Source organism: Sneathiella chungangensis (genome assembly GCF_009882935.1).
Taxonomy (GTDB): Bacteria; Pseudomonadota; Alphaproteobacteria; order Sneathiellales; family Sneathiellaceae; genus Sneathiella; species Sneathiella chungangensis.
The window spans coordinates 640,387-658,464 of record NZ_WTVA01000015.1 but is presented as its reverse complement, the minus strand read 5'-3'; the positions used below and the strand labels follow the sequence as shown (position 1 = coordinate 658,464).

The window sequence follows — 18,078 nt, the reverse complement described above, 5'->3', positions numbered from 1 at the left end:
GCGCAACACGAGCAAGATGTTCCATAGTTTTCCGCAAGCCTTACCGGCTTTCGGTAACTACTAGAGGAACAGAATTTGAAGAAATCAGTATCTTACTCTCGCCGTCTAAGAACCCTTGATGCCGCATCTTATTGTGGTTCTACTAAATCAACCTTCGAAAAATTGAGATTAGTTGGCGACGGACCGACCTATGCCAAGATTGGCCGCGTCGTTGTTTACGATGTCGAAGATCTCGACGCATGGCTTGACAGCAAGAAGCATCGCTCAACCTCTGAGTATTCATCATCGCTTTGATCCGTGGAAGTATCGCGGCTGATATCAACTTATGAAGCCGCGAGAAGACTCGGAATCTCAGTCAGAACGTTAGAGCGCCACCGCCAGAACAAGACCGGCCCGGTCTTTCTCCGGCTGGGCAGGCGGGTGCTCTATAGCGTTTCGGAGCTCAATCGATGGTGTGAAGAAAACAAAACTGTTTGATGGTAGAGCCTAGTTGGAAACCGCCCTTTATCTTTCCGGGTGTTTCCGCCACAGGCCGCCAGTATTGAAGCTATTCCTCAATCTATTGATAGATAAAAATATCTGAATTTCAATGGGTTACTACGGGTGTCGACGGACCTTTACTTTATATAGTTATCTTATGATCGTAAGCATGAAATGAAGGTATCTCACTACATACATTACCCGGAAGCTTGCCGGTTTTTGGGGGCCGTGGAACAAAGCCAATTGATGGGCAGGCCGGTCAATACGCTCACGACTGTAAACCTTGAGCAGCTTGGCATTCCTCCAGAGGATTGCTCTTGCCAGCTTCGCTATTCCTTGCAGAAGCTTCGTAAGCTATTCGATAGGCGAGGTTGCCCATGGTGCGTCGCGTGGGTGCTAGAAAATAGCGACAGGAACGGCGTTCATACGCATATCCTGATCCACCGGAACCCTCCTCTGATGCGTGACTGGCGAGCCTTTCGGGCGCTGGTTCTGAAAGCTTTCAATCAACCGAAGCCGCCGCCCCGCGCCATCCGCTCCTGCAAATTCAGGACATGGTTTCAAAGTTACGAGCAAAGTCGCGGCAATCTAGAGAATTATCTCCTGAAAGGCATCCGCCCGGAGATCGCAGGCCTGCTCGACATTAACGCGACGCCACAAGGGATGATTTATGGAAAACGAATTGGATGGAGCAGATGAATTTAATGGCTGATTTTCAGTTGAGTCCGAAATGTTTCGTTTTTAATCTAGGTTTATATTTTCATGTGTCGGTATACTAGGTTTTGCTCGTTTTAGCGGTATCAGGGGAAACATGTTCGAACAAACCTTCAAAAATATAGACGATGTTTTATGGAAAGAGGCGGGCTGCACGACGGAGCTTGATTATACGGAGCAAACCTCCTGGATGCTCTTCCTGAAATATCTTGATGACCTTGAACGCGAGCGGGCATTGGAAGCCGAGTTGAGCGATACGCCCTATCTGTTCATCATTGATGAGGAACATCGCTGGAACCGCTGGGCTGCACCCAAGAAAGCGGATGGCAGCTTCGATCACGACACGGCGCTAACGGGCGATGACCTGATTGCCTATGTCGATGACAAACTCTTTCCCTATCTCAGAGGGTTCAAGCAGCGCGCCTCCAGCCCGGATACGATTGAATATAAAATCGGGGAGATCTTTGGGGAGATTAAATCCAAGTTTCAAAGCGGGTATAGCCTGCGGGACGCGCTGGAGCTGATCGATCAACTTCACTTCCGCACCCAGGACCAGAAGCATGAACTGTCGGCTCTCTATGAAGAGAAGATCAAGAACATGGGCAACGCGGGGCGCAATGGCGGGGAATATTACACGCCCCGCCCGCTGATCCGCGCCATGATTGCGGTGACGAAACCGAAAATAGGGGAGCGCATCTATGACGGTGCCGTCGGATCTGCGGGGTTTCTATGCGAAGCCTTCGACTATATGCGGCAAGGCGATTTGAGCGCGGGGCAGCTCGATACCCTTCAGCGGAAAACCTTCTACGGGAAGGAGAAGAAGAGCCTCGCCTACGTTATCGCCATCATGAATATGATCCTGCATGGCATCGATACACCCAATATCCTGCATATGAATACACTGGCCGAGAATATTACGGATATTCAGGATAAGGACCGTTTTGATGTCGTGCTGGCCAATCCCCCCTTTGGCGGGAAGGAGCGCAAGGAAGTTCAACAGAATTTTCCGATCAAGACGGGGGAGACCGCTTTCCTGTTCCTGCAGCATTTCATCAAGTCCCTGAAGGCGGGCGGGCGCGGGGCTGTGGTCATCAAGAACACGTTTCTTTCAAATTCGGATAATGCCTCCCGCGCCCTGCGGAAAGAACTGCTGGAAAGCTGCAATCTTCATACGGTTCTTGATTGCCCAGGCGGAACCTTTATCGGCGCGGGTGTGAAGACGGTGGTGCTGTTTTTTGAAAAGGGCGCACCAACACGGAACATCTGGTTTTACCAGCTTGATCCGGGCCGGAATATGGGTAAAACGAATCCACTGAATGATAACGATCTGAAAGAATTTATCGAATTTCAGACGGATTTCAAGGAGAGCGAGAAATCATGGTCAGTCGCAATTGAAGATATAGAAGAGACGACCTTTGATTTATCGGTGAAGAACCCGAATGCACTAGAAGAAGCGCCGCTCAGGGAGCCTGAAGAGATTATCGCGGAGATTGCTGCGCTGGATGCTGAGACTGCGAGTATTCTCGCGAACATCAGAGGTATGTTGTGACCATGGAATGGGCGATCAAAAAATTAGGTGATGTTTGCCAAGTCATTGCCGGTCAGTCGCCTGACGGCAAGTTCTACAATGACAACGGTAACGGCCTTCCATTTTATCAAGGGAAGAAAGAATTCGGCGACAAGTATATTGGTGAACCAAAAAAATGGACTTCTTATACGACAAAGGAGGCTATCAATGGCGACATTCTAATATCTGTCCGAGCACCTGTTGGCCCTATCAATTTTGCGACACAGAGAATTTGTATTGGACGAGGACTAGCGGCAATTAGGCCTACTGAACAGCTTGACCGAAACTTCTTATTCTATGGTCTGTTGAATATGCAAAAGGACATTAGTGGAAATGAGGGTGCTGTATTTGCGTCGATAAATAAATCGCAAATCGAACGAATTGAATTTTCTTTCCCACCGCTTTCAGAGCAGAAGCGGATTGTTGCTATTCTGGATGAGGCCTTTGCGGGAATCGACGCGGCGATTGAGAACACAAAGCGGAACCTGGTAAACGCCCGAGAGCTGTTCGAAAGCTACCTAAACAATGTCTTCATTCAGAAAGGTGAAGGCTGGGTTGAAAAGAAGCTTTCAGATATATGCCAGAATTTAGACAGCAAACGAATTCCAATTACAAAGTCGCAACGAGAGAGTGGCATTATTCCATACTATGGAGCATCGGGTATTGTGGATTATGTTGCGGGGTACATTTTTAACGAAAGCCTTCTTTTAGTTTCAGAGGATGGAGCTAACCTTCTCGCTCGCACCTATCCAATTGCATTTTCAATATCAGGAAAAACTTGGGTTAATAATCATGCCCATGTATTGCGGTTTGATAATTTATCGTCGCAGAAGTTTGTTGAATTTTATCTAAACTCAATTTCTCTAAAGCCTTATGTAAGTGGAATGGCTCAACCAAAATTGAACCAAAAATCACTAAATGAAATTCCGATTCCGTATCCAGATATTAATATGCAGGCAAAAATAGTAGAAGATTTGGAACGTCTATCATTCGAAACCCAATTGCTTAAGTCGACTTACCAACAAAAGCTCGAAGCCCTTAATGAATTAAAACAATCCATACTCCAAAAGGCCTTTAACGGTGAACTTACCAGAGAAGAGGTTGCCGCATGAACGAGGCGGACACGCGAGCTGATCTGATTGACCCAGCCCTGCGAGAGGCTGGATGGGGTGTGGTTGAGGGAAGCAAGGTCAAGCGGGAGGTTATCTCTCAGGGCCGCCTGGTTGGCGGCGGCAAGCGGGCGAAGCAGGAAATCGCCGATTATGTTCTTCTATATCGCGGGATGAAGCTCGCGGTTATTGAAGCGAAGAGAAGAGATCTTCCTGATACCGAAGGCGTTGGCCAGGCCAAGCAGTATTCCGCAAAGCTGCAAACGCGCTATGCCTATTCGACGAATGGCGTTGGTATTTATCAAATCGATATGCAGACGGGCGCGGAAGGCTATGTTGATGCCTATCCCACGCCCGATGATCTTTGGAGCATGGTTTTCGCCGAACAAAATGAATGGCGGGACCGGTTCGCAGATGTTCCCTTCGAAGACAGGGGCGGCGCATGGGAGCCAAGGTATTATCAGGACCTTGCGATCCAGAAGACCCTGCAGGCCATCGCGGACGGCAAGCAGCGCATTCTCCTGACGCTGGCCACGGGCACGGGCAAGACGGCCATTGCCTTTCAAATCGCCTGGAAACTCCATTACAGCCGTTGGACCCTCGCCCGTGACGGTGCGCGCCGTCCGCGCATTCTTTTTCTGGCGGACCGTAACATTCTTGCCGATCAGGCCTATAATTCCTTTTCCGCCTTTTCAGAAGATGCGCGGGTGCGCATTGCGCCGGATGAGATCCGCAAAAAGGGCCGGGTGCCGAAGAATGGCAGCGTCTTTTTTACGATCTTTCAAACCTTCATGTCCGGTCAGGATGCGGACGGGAACCCGGCTCCAAACTTTGGGGAGTATCCGCCCGACTTTTTTGATTTCATCATTATTGACGAATGCCACAGGGGCGGCGCGGATGATGAAGGGAACTGGCGCGGCATATTGGAGTATTTCTCTCCCGCCGTTCAGCTAGGCCTGACCGCCACGCCCAAGCGCAAGGACAATGTCGACACCTATGCGTATTTTGGGGAGCCCGTCTATATCTACAGCCTGAAAGAGGGGATTAATGACGGCTTCCTGACCCCCTTCAAGGTGCAGCAGATTGCAACGACGATGGATGAGTATGTCTATACCGCCGACGATGACGTGCTTGAAGGCGAAATAGAAGAAGGCCGCCGGTACAGGGAAGATGAGTTCAACCGTCTGATTGAAATAAAGGAGCGGGAAGCCTATCGCGTCCGGCTGTTTATGAACGCCATAGACCAGTCACAGAAGACGTTGGTGTTTTGCGCGACCCAAACCCATGCGCTGGCCGTGCGGGACCTGATAAATCAGATGAAGCAGAGCAAAGATCCGAACTACTGCGTTCGCGTGACGGCCAATGATGGAGCCATAGGGGAGCAGCATTTACGGACCTTTCAGGATAACGAAAAAACGATCCCGACGATCCTCACCACATCACAGAAGCTTTCAACCGGCGTTGATGCCCGCAATATTCGCAACATCGTGTTGATGCGCCCCGTGAATTCCATGATTGAATTCAAGCAGATTATAGGGCGCGGGACGCGGCTGTTTGATGACAAGGATTATTTCACCATCTATGACTTTGTGAAGGCTTACGAGCATTTCAACGATCCGGAATGGGATGGTGAACCGCAGGAGCCCGTCGCGACGACGACGACAACCGGAACAGGTGGCGGCGGAATTGATGAGCCGGGCGGCGGGGGAGGTGAACCCCCTGCGCCCCGACAGAAGATCAAAATTAAGCTTGCGGACGGAAAGGAGCGCACCATCCAGCATATGACCGCCACCATGTTCTATAGTCCCGATGGCAAGCCGATGTCTGCTGCGGAATTCATCAGGCGGATGTTTGGCGAGTTGCCGGAGCTGTTCAAGGATGAAGATGAGCTTCGCAAGCTATGGGGGCAGCCGGATAGCCGGAAAGCTTTGCTGGACAGCCTCTCGGAGCGTGGCTATGGCCGGGAACAACTGGATGAGATCAAGCGCATGATCAATGCGGAGAAGAGCGATGTTTATGACGTTCTGTCCTATATCGCCTTTGCGCTTACACCGATTACACGGCAGGAGCGCGTCGACATCCGGAAGGCGAAAATTCTTGATCAGTATGATGATAAGCTGCAGGCGTTTCTCGATTTTGTTTTGTCTCAATATGTCAAAGAGGGAACAAGCGAGCTGGAGGTTGAAAAGCTGACATTGCTGCTTAAAGCTAAATACGGCACGACAACGGACGGGGTGGAAACATTGGGCGGAACCCAAAGGACCCGAGACGCTTTTATCGGTTTCCAGCAGCATCTTTATGAATGATGTTCTGTAAAATTACCCGATAAAAGATCGGAGAAGGCGAGAGGAAAAAAAATAACGCCTTTCCGGCTGACATCGTGAGGATACGCAAAAAACTGCTAGACAATAGTTTTATATGTGCGGGAATCAGGCAGTTGCTTGTCCATCGTGTATCCCAGAATTTGAGCGATAGTAGTTGGGTACCTAATTCTCTCCAAAAGAAAGCGATCGACAGCAACCTCGTTTCTGTGGCTTTCCGCTTATCATGAACTGTACCAGATCTATCGTCTGTAAATGTCAGAAATCCGAAAATCTCATCGCTGCTGGCTTCACCCGCTTCTTAAGCTCCATCAAAAATAAAATAGTCCAAAATGGGCAGAGAAAGTGATCAAAATTTTCTCAATAATTCACATATATGAATTTATGGCTTTTCTAAATATAAAGATTTTTAATCTGCATATATCTAACTTATTGCAATATTTAATATAAAAATATTTACAAAATTATATTGACACAAAATTTCTGGAATTTAGTATATATATACGAATTAAGTTTATATATGTGAATTAAATGGTCAAATCAGCAGATCGAATAATTGATATCCTTGAGATGCTTGTCGCGAGTGAAAGGCCGCTCACGCAAACCGAGATTGCGTCCCAGGTCAAAATCCCGAAAAGCAGCGCATTTGCATTGCTGGCCACGCTTGAGAAGCGGGCATACGTCATTAGAAGCAAAGTAGGATATGAGTTGAATCTGCAATCACCAATTCAGTTCCGTATCGTTGATGAGCGGGTAACTTTGCGGCAGATTGCAAAACCCATACTTGATCAAGTAACAGCGACGACGCGGGAGTCGACATTTATTGGTGTCTTAACCAAAGGATATGAAGTTCGATATCTAGACAAAAGCGTTTCAGAACAAGAGATACGTTATGACGCTGACGTAACCAAACTTCGACCTGCTTATTGTACATCTACAGGGCAGGTGCTTCTGGCGGGCTTGTCGGATAGCGAATTTGAGCTTTATCTGAAAACTGTTCCAAGAGAAATGAACACTGAAAACACCCTAGTCTCGGAAGATCGGCTGCGTCAGAGGATTCTCGATGTTCGCCAATATGGTTATGCAAAAAACATCAATGAGAGGGTGGTGGGGGCGTCCGGCATTGCCGTGCCGATTAAAAATCAAAAGGGTTCAACTGTCGCAAGCATATGTGTTTCGGCCCCAACCCAGCGCTTTGAAAAGATTGAAGGCGAGTTGGAGTCAGCAATCATAGATGGTGGTGCGAGATTGTCGGATACATATGCTCGACTTCAGCACATAATTCACAACGAAAAGTAGATTATAGAAACATTAAAACTATTTAAGGAGATATAGTATGAAGAGTCTAATTTCTGCGATTGCGTTGACGGTAATAGCCTTTCAGCCGGGCGTCGCAATGTCTAACGAGTTTGTAACCTTTGGGGCTTCTGACTCCGGTGGCACATATGGTGTGATCGCGGCAGCCGTATCCAAAGTTGCTAATGTTAGTGATGGTGATCTAAATGTCTCGGTTGAGGCAACTGTCGGAGGCGGGCGCGGTAACGTCAGATTGCTATCGAAAGAAAGGCTAACTTTTGGGCTTGCGACAGTTGCTGATGCCGTAAACGGTTATCGCGGAACTGGGGCTTTTGAGGATTCAAAAGCGGAAAACCTCAGGACGGTTATGCTCGGCCCCGATCTCCCATTTCATCTAATGGTTCGAGCTGATTCTGATATATCGTCACCCGCGGACCTTAAGGGCAAGCGATTGGTGTCAGCTTCGGCGGGCAATGCATTGACCTTCGTTCCAGGAGGACTGTCAGGGTATGGCTTAGATAAAGATAGCTATACTATCACACAGCTTTCAGGCGCCGAAGCGGTGGAAACATTTCGAGATGGGCGGGTGGACGCTTATGCCAATTTCAATTTTATGCCGTCTGCAAATCTTTCTGATCTAGCTACTTCAATTGATATCAGAATATTGGGGTTTGATCCGGAAAAATTGGCAGAGCTTATAAAAAGTGTCGAAATGTTTAATGAGAGCACGATACCCGCAGGTACATATCCTGGCCAAACCGACGATATCAATGTGCCAGGGATCGCGGTTGGCATTTTTACGACCGACAGCGTTAGCGACGATGTTGTATACGCTTTAACAAAGGCTGTTATGGAAAGTAATGCGGAAATGAAAGAAATGCATTCTATGGCAGGCACTCTTACAAAAGAGCGGCAAGGCAGAATGCTGAAAGCGGGTCGAATCATTCCACCGCTTCATCCAGGTGCTCTTCGCTACTACAAAGAAATCGGCCTGAACTAAACCAACAATTTACATTGTTTTAGGAGAGAGTGCGATGATTTCGCTCGCCCAAATATTAACTTTTGTACGCACATATAAGGCGAGTGGAATCATCAGCATTATTTTTTGTTGCTTTCATCTTTACACAGGTTTTATGGGGTTGTTGCCGGGCCTGGATCAGCGAATTGTCCATTTAGGCTTCGCATTACTGATCACGTCTTGCCTTATTATTGAAGACGATGAGGGTATTTGGAACAAGGCAGTCGGTGTGGGACTGATGATTTCCTCGCTGGCGGCTTCCGGTTACGCATTTATTGAAGCTGAAAACGCGATTGGCATCCGTGCCGGTCTGACACTCCCGGGCGACATAATAATGGGTGTTGTCTTAACTGTATCGCTTCTGGAGGCGACCCGTAGACTTATGGGGGCGGCACTCCCAATAATTTGCATTGTGTTCCTGGCATTTGGATTTTTCGGTTATTTGTTACCAAATATGATAGCTCATCGGGGATACGATCTAGAAAGAGTGGCCCAGCAGCTTTACTTGTCGAATGAAGGGTTTTATGGTCTTCCACTTGGCGTATCCGCTAATTATTTGATTTTATTTATTATTTATGGCGCGGTCCTTAACGCTACGGGCGCGGGGAAATTTTTTATCGATATTTCTTTTGCAATGGTTGGCTGGGCTCGTGGCGGCCCTGCCAAGATGGCAGTTGCCGGATCTGCATTGTTCGGATCCATTTCCGGCTCCTCAGTTGCCAATGTGGCAGCGACTGGGACGCTCAGTATACCGCTAATGAAGAAAGTAGGGCTGCGACCTTCAACAGCCGGCGCGATTGAGGCAGTTGCCTCTTGCGGCGGGCAGGTCATGCCACCCATAATGGGAGCAGCGGCCTTTCTTATCGCTGAAATTGTCGGTGTGAGCTATGGGCAGGTACTTGTGGCCGCCACAATTCCCGGGATTTTATACTTTGCGTCATTGTTTATAGCTGTTGACCTGCGGGCTCAGCGAATGAATATCAAGGGAATTCCGAAATCAGAGCTTATGTCAGCACGGGAATTGATGAGAGATAATTACCATCTACTATTGTCTCCATGTTTACTTGTTTATCTAATTACGATTGAGGAAAGATCACCACTTTATGCTGCGGTCTGGTCGATTGTTGCAGCTTTAGTTGTGGCAACATTTCGCAAACATACGCGGCCAACGCTTGGGCGACTGGTGGACGCTTTTTCAGAAGCGGGTCGGCAGGGAATAGTTATTGCCGTAGCATGCGCAACAGCAGGAATTATTGTTGGCATATTTAGTTTAACTGGACTTGGCTTCAAGATATCCAGCCTTCTGATTACAATATCTGACGGAAACCTTGCTATTCTGCTGCTATGTACGATGGTGGTTTCCTTGATTTTGGGAACAGGTCTACCAACAGTGCCAGCGTATCTGTTACTGGCTGTTCTGGTGGCACCGGCCCTTGCCAAGATCGGTGTGGAACTATTGGCGGCCCATCTTTTCATTTTCTACTTTGGCGTTTTTTCGGGAATTACACCGCCGCTTGCTCTTGCCGCCTTTGTCGGTGCTGGAATTGCAGGAGCAAATCCAATGCGTACTGCCGTTGAGGCGTTTAGGATTGGTATTGCTGCATTTTTGCTCCCATTCCTCTTTGTGTATAAGCCTGCACTTTTAATGATGGGTGATCCTGTCAGTATACTTTTCGCTATTGTAGAAAGCTTGCTCGGGATATTCGCATTTATTGCAGGAATTGAAGGATTTTTGCTAAACCGTTTGTCAATTATTTTGCGATTACTTCTTATTGTATCCGGTATTCTTTTGGTTTCAAACGGCGTCTTGGTTACGACCGGCGGAATAGCCTTATTCCTGCTTGTCCTAGCATATCAGTATTTAGCGCGCTCTAAGTTCTCCAGCACGCGAAATAATCAGCAAACCTAGTAAATACGTATATGAAAGGGATTTTAATGCCTAAGGTAAGTGAACTACGAGCAGGCTTAAGAAGCCGTATTGAAAATGGCCCAATTGTTGTGGCGCCAGGCTCGGGAGATGCGCTCGGCGCAAGACTAGTGCAGTCTCAAGGGTTTGAGGCGGCTTACATGTCAGGTTTTGCGGTTGAAGGCACATATGGGAAGCCGGATGTAGGCTTGCTCGGATTGAAAGAAATGGCAGATCGTGCGGCGCAGATGGTTGATACCATTGAAATTCCGCTAATTTGCGATGCAGATAATGGTTATGGAGGTGCCATTAACGTTATCCGGACAGTTCGTGAGTTCGAGCGTGCTGGTGTAAGTGCGATACATATTGAAGATCAAATTTTTCCAAAGAAATGCGGTTCGATGGAAGGGCGTACGTGTGTTGAGACGCCAGAAATGGTCGGGAAAATCAAAGCAGCCCTAGACACCCGAACAGATCCGAATTTTATGATCATAGCGCGAACGGATATTTTTGTCAGCGAAGGGCGCCAGGCTGCAGCAGATAGGCTGGCTACATATGCTGAAGCGGGCGCAGATATGTTGCTCGTTACCGGACCTTACACAACTGAAGACGCCGAGTCTTTGATTAAGGGAGCGTCTCGGCCATTGGTATATCTTAATGCCGAAACACTAACAATGCCGATGATGCCAGTTAGTCGTCTGGAAGAATTGGGTGTTGGTCTAGTGTTGTTCCCACTCTCGCTCCTTCTGTCTAGCACACAGGCGATGTTGCGCACATTGTCCGTTATCAAAAATCAAGGGACAACATTAAACACGATGTCTGAATCCTCTGTTCCATGGAAAGAATTTACTTCCCTGGTCGGATTTGAGGACATCAAACGTTATGAAGAGGAATATTCTAAATGAATACTCACTCTCCACAAACGATAGCCCAGAAAGTATTTGCGCGCACTGCAGGTAAAGAATTTTCGAATATCGGGGAGCTGTTGATGTGTGAACCTGATTTATTTCAGGCTATTGATCTTACCTTGCCGCATTATTTGCAGACAATTAAGGAGCGTGGAATATATAAACTGCGTAATCCAGAAAAAATAATTGTATTTGCGGATCATGAAGTGCCAGCTCAGTCTGAGAGGGTGGCGGCTTTAAAACGTGATTTGCGCCTTCAATTGAAGGAGCTAGGTATTTCGCATTTCTATGATGAGGGCAGGCATGGAATCAGCCATCAGGCAATTGTCGAGAATGGTCATGTCCTGCCCGGAATGCTGGTGACCGGGAATGATACTCATATTACTACATTGGGTGCAGTTGGGGCGTTGGCAACACCCATTGTCTATGAGGCGTTGCAGGCTTTTGTAACAGGTGAAATGTGGTTTCGCGTTCCGGAGACCATCCGAATTAACTATTCCGGTACCCTAAATGAAGGTGTCATGTCACGAGATATAAGCCAATGGCTTATCAGTAAACTTGGCAGAGATCGGGTTGATTACCGTGTGTTGGAGTTTGGGGGAACTGCGACTGCTTCGATTGATATGGATTTTCGTATGACGATTTGCAATGTCGCCGTAGACATTGGTGCGAAGGCGGCTTTGTTTGAACCAGACAGTGTAACGCGTGACTATCTTGCCGCCCGAGTTAAGGGAGAATATGAGATTGTATCCAGCGATGCCGGAGCCTCCTATTCTGAGGTTTTCAACGAAGATCTTTCCGACTTTGAGCCGATGATCGCACTGCCTCCACGTCCAGAAAATGTTGACAAGGTCAGCGCGGCGGCGGGCGTAAAGGTTGATCAGGTTTATATCGGCTCATGCGCTGGTGGGCGTATGGAGGATTTGCGTGCGGCAGCTCGCATTCTCGAAGGTCGTACGGTTAGGGAGGGGGTGAGAATGGTAGTTGTGCCGACCTCTCAGCAAATTTACAGCGCCGCTGCGAAAGAGGGACTATTGAGTATCTTCGTTGACGCAGGGGCGATGGTTACTGCGCCTAGTTGCGGCCCTTGTTACGGTAGCCTGGCGCCGTTAGCCGATGGCGAAGTTTGTATCGGCACTGGCACCACGAACATACCTGGACGGATGGGTAGTCAGAAAGCCGATATTTACTTGTCAAATGCCATGACGGCTTCCGCCGCAGCGATTGCAGGTGAAATTGTCGATCCGAGAAATTACTTATAAAGGAATATATAGGCATGCAATGGCGTAAGACAGGCACAGCCTGGGTTTTTGGCGATAACATATCTAATGACGACGGCATTATGTCGCTTAAATTTGTGCGTGAGCAGGAATATCGGCCCGAGGTACTCGCACATCATATTTTTGAGCAAATTGATCCGACGTTACCCTCAAAAATTAAAGTTGGAGATTTTATTGTCGCGGGCCGTAACTTTGGTTTTGGTAATCCTCATGTGCAAGGGTTCCTGGGCCTCAAAGGAGCGGGAGTTTCTATAATTGCAGAATCTGTTCTGAGAGGTCCGTTACGCACTTGTATTAACGCAGGCGTTCCTATCTTGTCTCCGGTCTCCGGGATTAGGGGTTTGGTAGAGAGTGGTGATGAGTTAGAGGTAGATTTTATTGAAGGTTTAATAATTAACCTGACAACGCAAAAGGAACTTAAGACAGATCCAATTCCAGAGATAATGCGGGAAATTGTCGAGGCAGGTAGTGGAATGGATTTTATGTTTAGAAGAGCCGGTATCGTAAATACCTAGAAAGATCTTGCGCGCAGAATCCCTCTCTACTTGAGTGAAATAGTTTTCCTTACCTTCGAATAATAATCCCAACATTTATTTTACATATGGAGCAAGATAATGAGTGATAGTCGTTCATTGCCTGCAGAACTTTTCATTGCCACAGATATCGATCCGCTTTTTGAAGACGATTTCAATCGGTGGTATGATCGCGAACATATGGAAGAGCGTTGTGCTATTCCCGGATTTCAATGGGCCAGAAGATACAAATCTATTGCTGGCAATGGGCCTCAGTATCTAGCGATATATCGAGCGCGGAGTATTGATGTCTTTACGTCGGAGAAATATCGCGAAGCATTTAGCAATCAGACAGATTGGTCACTGCAGAGTTTTTCTCGGATGATAAATACTAATCGCCGTGTGATGAATGTTCCGTTCGACCAAGGTTTTGGAGTGGCCTCGTTCGCTGCACTAATTCGGTTCCCTGCGTCACGGTTGGATATGAGCTTTTGTTTTGATGACGTTGCAAATGTACTTAAAATCGACAACGTTCTGCGAATCCATTGTCTTGAACCGGACCCAAAGCTTTCCACTCCACTGCCATCGGAAGAAATTAAGAATAGAAAGTTAGAGGTAGTCTTTATCATAGATGCAACAAATTATGCTGCTTTGCAGAATGTTATCCAGTTCTTTTCTGAAACTCTTGGATTGGATCCAAATGGGCATCAGATCTTCCATTTGATCTGGGAACTTCGATCAGAAGATATTGACTAGGTTTGTGGTTAGATTTTTAATCTAATACTACGCACTATTAGATGAAAAGCGGTGCAGAAATCCGCCATTTATAGTAAAATTTCCTAATGATTTCGACGAAAAACAATCGGGTGGATTTTGGGTGGTGATGGTTCCGGTACGTGGTATCGGTGGAGCAAGAAAACGGTTGTAGAAGACGGCTTGACGTTGGACTTGTTCAAGCTGCTTCGGGAAAAGGCCATTATTCCGGGAAAGCATGTTAGAGGTTCCCTCACCTGGTGGAATAACCACACAGATGAAGCGCGGGCAAGCATTAGCTATGAAGCGGACCTGATCGATCCGTATGCGGCGTGGGTGCGGCTGCACTATCGGCACGATGGAACGCCAGAGGATTACAAGGTTCGATTGACGGTGACCTGCCCTCACTATGGCGGCCTGCGCTGGTGGTTTGTATGCCCCGCAAATGGCTCCAGGGTGGCAAAACTACATCTTCCTCCAGGTGGCAACCTGTTTGCGAGTAGATCGGCCTACAGGCTCGGATACACCAGCCAGCAGGAAAGTCCGATGTTCCGGTATCTATCGCAAGCGCAAGCTATCCGCCGTCGGCTTGGCGGTAGCACCTGCATTGATGAGTGGTTTCCCGAAAAACCCAAAGGAATGCACTGGAAAACTTACGAGAAATTGCAGGCAAAATGCGAGAGCTATGAGCGACGCTGCAACGCGATGGCCGCACAGCGGTTTAGGATTGGGTTTTGAAATCTGCTTGGGAAAAAATTGGTCAGATGTGTGTTTGAATTTATTCGCTTAACCGCATGCTATTCACTTCCGAAAAATGCTGACCGTTGGCATCTTCATCTGGAATATATTCAAAAGGATTCTTGCCGATATTTAACAGCGAGGTTGTAACCAGCCGCACATTTCTGCAATTTTTTAGTTTAAACTTTTATAAAGATAGCAAAAGGTATATTATGTTTATGCGACTTATAACAACTATTATAAGTAGTAAGGGGAAGGCAAATGATCGCTATGCTAGAAGAAAGATTTGAAGAGAAAGTGGGAAAAGGCGTCAAATTTGACAGCAACTTGTCGGAGGAACTTCAGCTTTTTTTACAAAATATTTCGAATAACAGAGTTTCATTTTACGATCTGTCCGACAGTGATAAACAATTGGTTTATAGACTTGCGGCATTGAAACTTGTTCAACCAATCGAGGAAGATTGCGAAATTTACGTCGAGCCAACAAATTTTACCAATTTTTTTCGGTATTTTAAGAGCATACCCTCATTTGAATGAGCAGGCATTTTAACGCATACTTGGGTTGGCGGCCCGTTGGTAGCGTGCCAATTGGAAATATACCCGTTAAAAATCGAGCAACTGAACTTTCGAAACAAGAAATCAAAGAAGAATTTGAAAAGTGTAATTGTGAAGGACTCTTGGAAAGGGATACTTCGATTAGGGTAGGCTTTCAGCAAAAGTTAGATGGCCTATTTACTATCGTTATTTTTTCCGACCTAGAGATCAAATCGAGTATTGCAGATCGAATTGCAAAGCACATATCAGACTTTGTGAAAGAAAATAAACTTGGTCACAATCATGATTTCCACGGATTGCGGCCCAAGTCTTTCTTCGCGCAACCGGATCGAGAATTTTTGGAAAGCCAGCCAGTTAAAATACGAGTTCCAGCAGACTATATTGTACGAAACTTATCACTAAAATCCTTATTGGAAAAGCTGGTAGAAAATATAGGAAATCTTGAATGGGATTCTAAGAAACATCGCGGTGATAACGCTGTCTTGGCGATCTTGAAAATTCGACAACAACAAATGAAAAAAAGAAAAACCTGTTTTGAAATGATCGGTGATTTTAATGTAAATAGAGCGTCAAGAAATTACGCCAAAACTATATTTATTATATTCATCCTTATTGTATTATACATTGTTCCTGCATCTTTGTTTATAGTAACTCTAACTAATCTACCGGAGAGTAATCAAAAGACCGCAAATTTTATATATAATAATATTTGGCCCTTACTTGGACTCTTGTCCGCTGCCGGATTTTTAATTTTAGCAGCTATGAATTATCTAAATATTTATATGGTGCGAATTCCAATTTTAAAAATATTAAGGGATACGCAGGGCTATTTTGTCTATACTAATGTTTACAATTTCGTACTACAAGATTGCTATGTTAGTGAGAAGGGGATCCATGATTATAGTGCTCCAATTGAGGCTATAAAAGTAAGAATAGACGGAGAATCTCAAGCAATGATATCTCAAAGGGATATTGGGCGATTGATGTTGGTGCTTGGAGGGCTTATATTCTCCGTCACTACATATTTGACTAAAAACAGCCTCTTAACTTGATTGTTCTGGCGACAAACGCTGCTATTTTTTCAACATAAATCTAATCTTTCTGACATATGGATTTGCGTAAATCGCGGCAGAAATCCCAATTAGCAGTCAGAAAATATCAATGAAAATAGATTAAGTTAAGAATCATCAAATTTGATTGCTATTTGATTGCTGACAACAACATCAAATACACTAAAATAATCTAACCCATTGAAAAGATTGGCGCACCCGACACGATTCGAACGTGTGACCTCTGCCTTCGGAGGGCAGCGCTCTATCCAGCTGAGCTACGGGTGCTGAGATGAAGTCCCTGCTATAGCCCAAGCGGTCTGCGGTTGCAACGATTTTAGGGCGCCGCCCTGCCCATTTGGCGCCGACTGTCAGCGGTTGCGCTTCAGTTGATCAATCTTTTCCCGGTTTTCCGCTCTCTCGCGATTGGCGGTCACGGTAATCATGAGATCGTCTTCATGCGGATCGGCGAGGCCCTTTCTAAGGTTTTTCTCTCCCTCCTCCCGCTGACGGCGACGCAGGTTCTTTTCCTGAATACGTTCAAAGTCCGATTTCATTGACATGAAACACTCCTTTCCGAACATGACAGTTCCCTTATACAATAGGTAGTCCGGATCGCGTTTGATGCCAATCAATTCTGCGAAAAAATCGTCAGAGACCACCAGATCTCAGGGGAAATCCACCTTCCGGCCGTTCTTGACGACCATCCGGTGGTTTGTCTTGGCGGCCGCCATCAGGATATCCTCCGCCGGATTTCCGTCGACAATCAGGAGATCTGCCTTGAATCCGCTCTTGATCTGGCCGCGATCTTCGAATTGCATCAGGCTGTGGGCGACGGACGTCGCGCTTTTCAGGGCATCCATGGGCGTCATGCCGCAATCGACCATATAGGCCATTTCCATGGCATTCTCGCCATGGAGGTTGAAGGGGGTGCCCGCATCCGTTCCCATGGCGATCTTGCCGCCTGCCTTGTAGAACATCTTGAAGCTTTCCTTGTGCTTTTCGAACACGCGGCGCGATTTCTCGACAACATAGGCGGCGATGCCCTTGTCGGCGTTATTGAGAATGTTCTGGACGGCGGCAAGGGTCGGGACAAGATAGGTCCCCCGTTCCATCATTGCGTCCAGGCATTGCTGGTTCATGAAAATGCCATGTTCAATCGAGGTGATGCCGGCGCGGACCGCATTCATGATCCCTTCCGCGCCCTGCGCATGGCTTGCGGACGTCTTGTGAAAACGGCTTGCCTCGGCGACGCCGACGCGCATTTCCTCGGCCGAATAATGGGCATCTTCCGGATTGACGCCGGGTGTCATGACGCCGCCAGTTGCCATGATCTTGATCAGGTCGCTGCCGGCATGTATCTGCTCGCGGACCGCTTTCACCACCTCATCGCAACCGTCCGCGACCCGGCCGTTTTTATTGCCATGGCCGCCGGTCATGCAGATCATTTTGCCCGATGCCATGATGTTCGGACCGAAGAGGCGGCCGCTGTTGCAGGCGTCGCGCACCGGAAACTCCAGATAGTCGCGGCCGCCGCAATCGCGAACCGAGGTGATGCCCGATTTAAGCGAGAGTTGGGCATTTTCGAGAACCCGGAGGGTGATTTCGCCGGGATTGACCCCTTCGATGCTGCCGCGCGGGTCGGCTTCGCCCTTATAGACCAGATGCACATGGCAATCCGCAATGCCGGGCATGAGTGTTCCGCCGCTGGTATCAACGCGCGTCCCCTGGTAATTCGCATATTTCTCGGCAGGCGCGACATCCTTGATGGTATCGCCGTCAACCAGCACCGCATGATTTTCAAGGAGGGTGTCAACGCCGTCAAATACATGACCGCCAGAATATAAAGTCGTCGTCATTTGTCTCGCCTAT

Annotated in this window: 17 protein-coding genes and 1 tRNA gene; 15 read left to right on the top strand and 3 right to left on the bottom strand. The window is 47.3% G+C overall.

The genetic code is table 11. The features are described from left to right. The first annotated feature begins 297 nt into the window (after positions 1–297). From GQF03_RS16270 to GQF03_RS16200, 15 genes are all read left to right on the top strand, one after another. Positions 298–477 (top strand): helix-turn-helix domain-containing protein, encoded by a 180-nt coding sequence (locus tag GQF03_RS16270; protein WP_161340319.1) that lies wholly within the window; start codon positions 298–300, stop codon positions 475–477. A gap of 231 nt (positions 478–708) precedes the next feature. Beyond that, positions 709–1,179 (top strand): hypothetical protein, encoded by a 471-nt coding sequence (locus GQF03_RS16265; protein WP_161340318.1) that lies wholly within the window; start codon positions 709–711, stop codon positions 1,177–1,179. A gap of 112 nt (positions 1,180–1,291) precedes the next feature. Then, positions 1,292–2,743, top strand: coding sequence for a class I SAM-dependent DNA methyltransferase (locus GQF03_RS16260; RefSeq protein ID WP_161340317.1), 1,452 nt, complete (start codon positions 1,292–1,294; stop codon positions 2,741–2,743). Positions 2,744–2,745: 2 nt separating this feature from the next. Beyond that, a complete protein-coding gene (locus GQF03_RS16255; protein WP_161340316.1) occupies positions 2,746–3,873 on the top strand; it encodes a restriction endonuclease subunit S in 1,128 nt (375 codons plus the stop codon). After that, positions 3,870–6,176 (top strand): EcoAI/FtnUII family type I restriction enzme subunit R, encoded by a 2,307-nt coding sequence (gene hsdR / locus GQF03_RS16250; RefSeq protein WP_161340315.1) that lies wholly within the window; start codon positions 3,870–3,872, stop codon positions 6,174–6,176. Before GQF03_RS16255 ends, hsdR begins: the two co-directional genes overlap by 4 nt. Before the next feature lie 546 nt (positions 6,177–6,722). Beyond that, positions 6,723–7,490: an IclR family transcriptional regulator gene (locus GQF03_RS16245; RefSeq protein WP_161340314.1), complete on the top strand. Its 768-nt coding sequence runs from the start codon at positions 6,723–6,725 to the stop codon at positions 7,488–7,490. 37 nt (positions 7,491–7,527) lie between these two features. After that, the gene (locus tag GQF03_RS16240; protein ID WP_161340313.1) at positions 7,528–8,487 is read left to right on the top strand and encodes a TAXI family TRAP transporter solute-binding subunit; all 960 of its coding nucleotides are present in this window, start codon (positions 7,528–7,530) and stop codon (positions 8,485–8,487) included. Between the two features lie 34 nt (positions 8,488–8,521). Further along, the gene (locus tag GQF03_RS16235; protein WP_161340312.1) at positions 8,522–10,414 is read left to right on the top strand and encodes a TRAP transporter permease; all 1,893 of its coding nucleotides are present in this window, start codon (positions 8,522–8,524) and stop codon (positions 10,412–10,414) included. 11 nt (positions 10,415–10,425) lie between these two features. After that, positions 10,426–11,316, top strand: a complete 891-nt coding sequence (locus tag GQF03_RS16230) for an isocitrate lyase/PEP mutase family protein (protein WP_161340311.1) — start codon at positions 10,426–10,428, stop codon at positions 11,314–11,316. Then, positions 11,313–12,581 carry an aconitase/3-isopropylmalate dehydratase large subunit family protein gene (locus GQF03_RS16225; protein WP_161340310.1) on the top strand — a complete coding sequence of 423 codons (1,269 nt, stop codon included), beginning with the start codon at positions 11,313–11,315 and terminating at the stop codon, positions 12,579–12,581. The genes GQF03_RS16230 and GQF03_RS16225 overlap by 4 nt, the downstream gene beginning before the upstream one ends. Before the next feature lie 14 nt (positions 12,582–12,595). Beyond that, positions 12,596–13,114, top strand: coding sequence for a 3-isopropylmalate dehydratase small subunit (locus tag GQF03_RS16220; protein ID WP_161340309.1), 519 nt, complete (start codon positions 12,596–12,598; stop codon positions 13,112–13,114). A gap of 99 nt (positions 13,115–13,213) precedes the next feature. Beyond that, the gene (locus tag GQF03_RS16215; RefSeq protein WP_161340308.1) at positions 13,214–13,867 is read left to right on the top strand and encodes a DUF4286 family protein; all 654 of its coding nucleotides are present in this window, start codon (positions 13,214–13,216) and stop codon (positions 13,865–13,867) included. A 117-nt stretch (positions 13,868–13,984) separates the two neighbouring features. Continuing rightward, positions 13,985–14,602, top strand: a complete 618-nt coding sequence (locus tag GQF03_RS16210) for a hypothetical protein (RefSeq protein ID WP_161340307.1) — start codon at positions 13,985–13,987, stop codon at positions 14,600–14,602. Between the two features lie 261 nt (positions 14,603–14,863). Continuing rightward, positions 14,864–15,139, top strand: a complete 276-nt coding sequence (locus GQF03_RS16205) for a hypothetical protein (RefSeq protein ID WP_161340306.1) — start codon at positions 14,864–14,866, stop codon at positions 15,137–15,139. Continuing rightward, entirely contained in the window at positions 15,136–16,209 is a 1,074-nt protein-coding gene (locus GQF03_RS16200; protein WP_161340305.1) for a hypothetical protein, read from the top strand. The genes GQF03_RS16205 and GQF03_RS16200 overlap by 4 nt, the downstream gene beginning before the upstream one ends. 208 nt (positions 16,210–16,417) lie before the next feature. On the opposite strand, the gene GQF03_RS16195 is transcribed toward GQF03_RS16200, so the two are convergent. From GQF03_RS16195 to GQF03_RS16185, 3 genes are all read right to left on the bottom strand, one after another. Beyond that, positions 16,418–16,494: transfer RNA gene (locus GQF03_RS16195), tRNA-Arg, on the bottom strand. A gap of 83 nt (positions 16,495–16,577) precedes the next feature. After that, positions 16,578–16,769 (bottom strand): hypothetical protein, encoded by a 192-nt coding sequence (locus tag GQF03_RS16190; protein ID WP_161340304.1) that lies wholly within the window; start codon positions 16,767–16,769, stop codon positions 16,578–16,580. A gap of 105 nt (positions 16,770–16,874) precedes the next feature. Continuing rightward, positions 16,875–18,065, bottom strand: coding sequence for a metal-dependent hydrolase family protein (locus tag GQF03_RS16185; RefSeq protein ID WP_161340303.1), 1,191 nt, complete (start codon positions 18,063–18,065; stop codon positions 16,875–16,877). Positions 18,066–18,078: the final 13 nt, after the last annotated feature.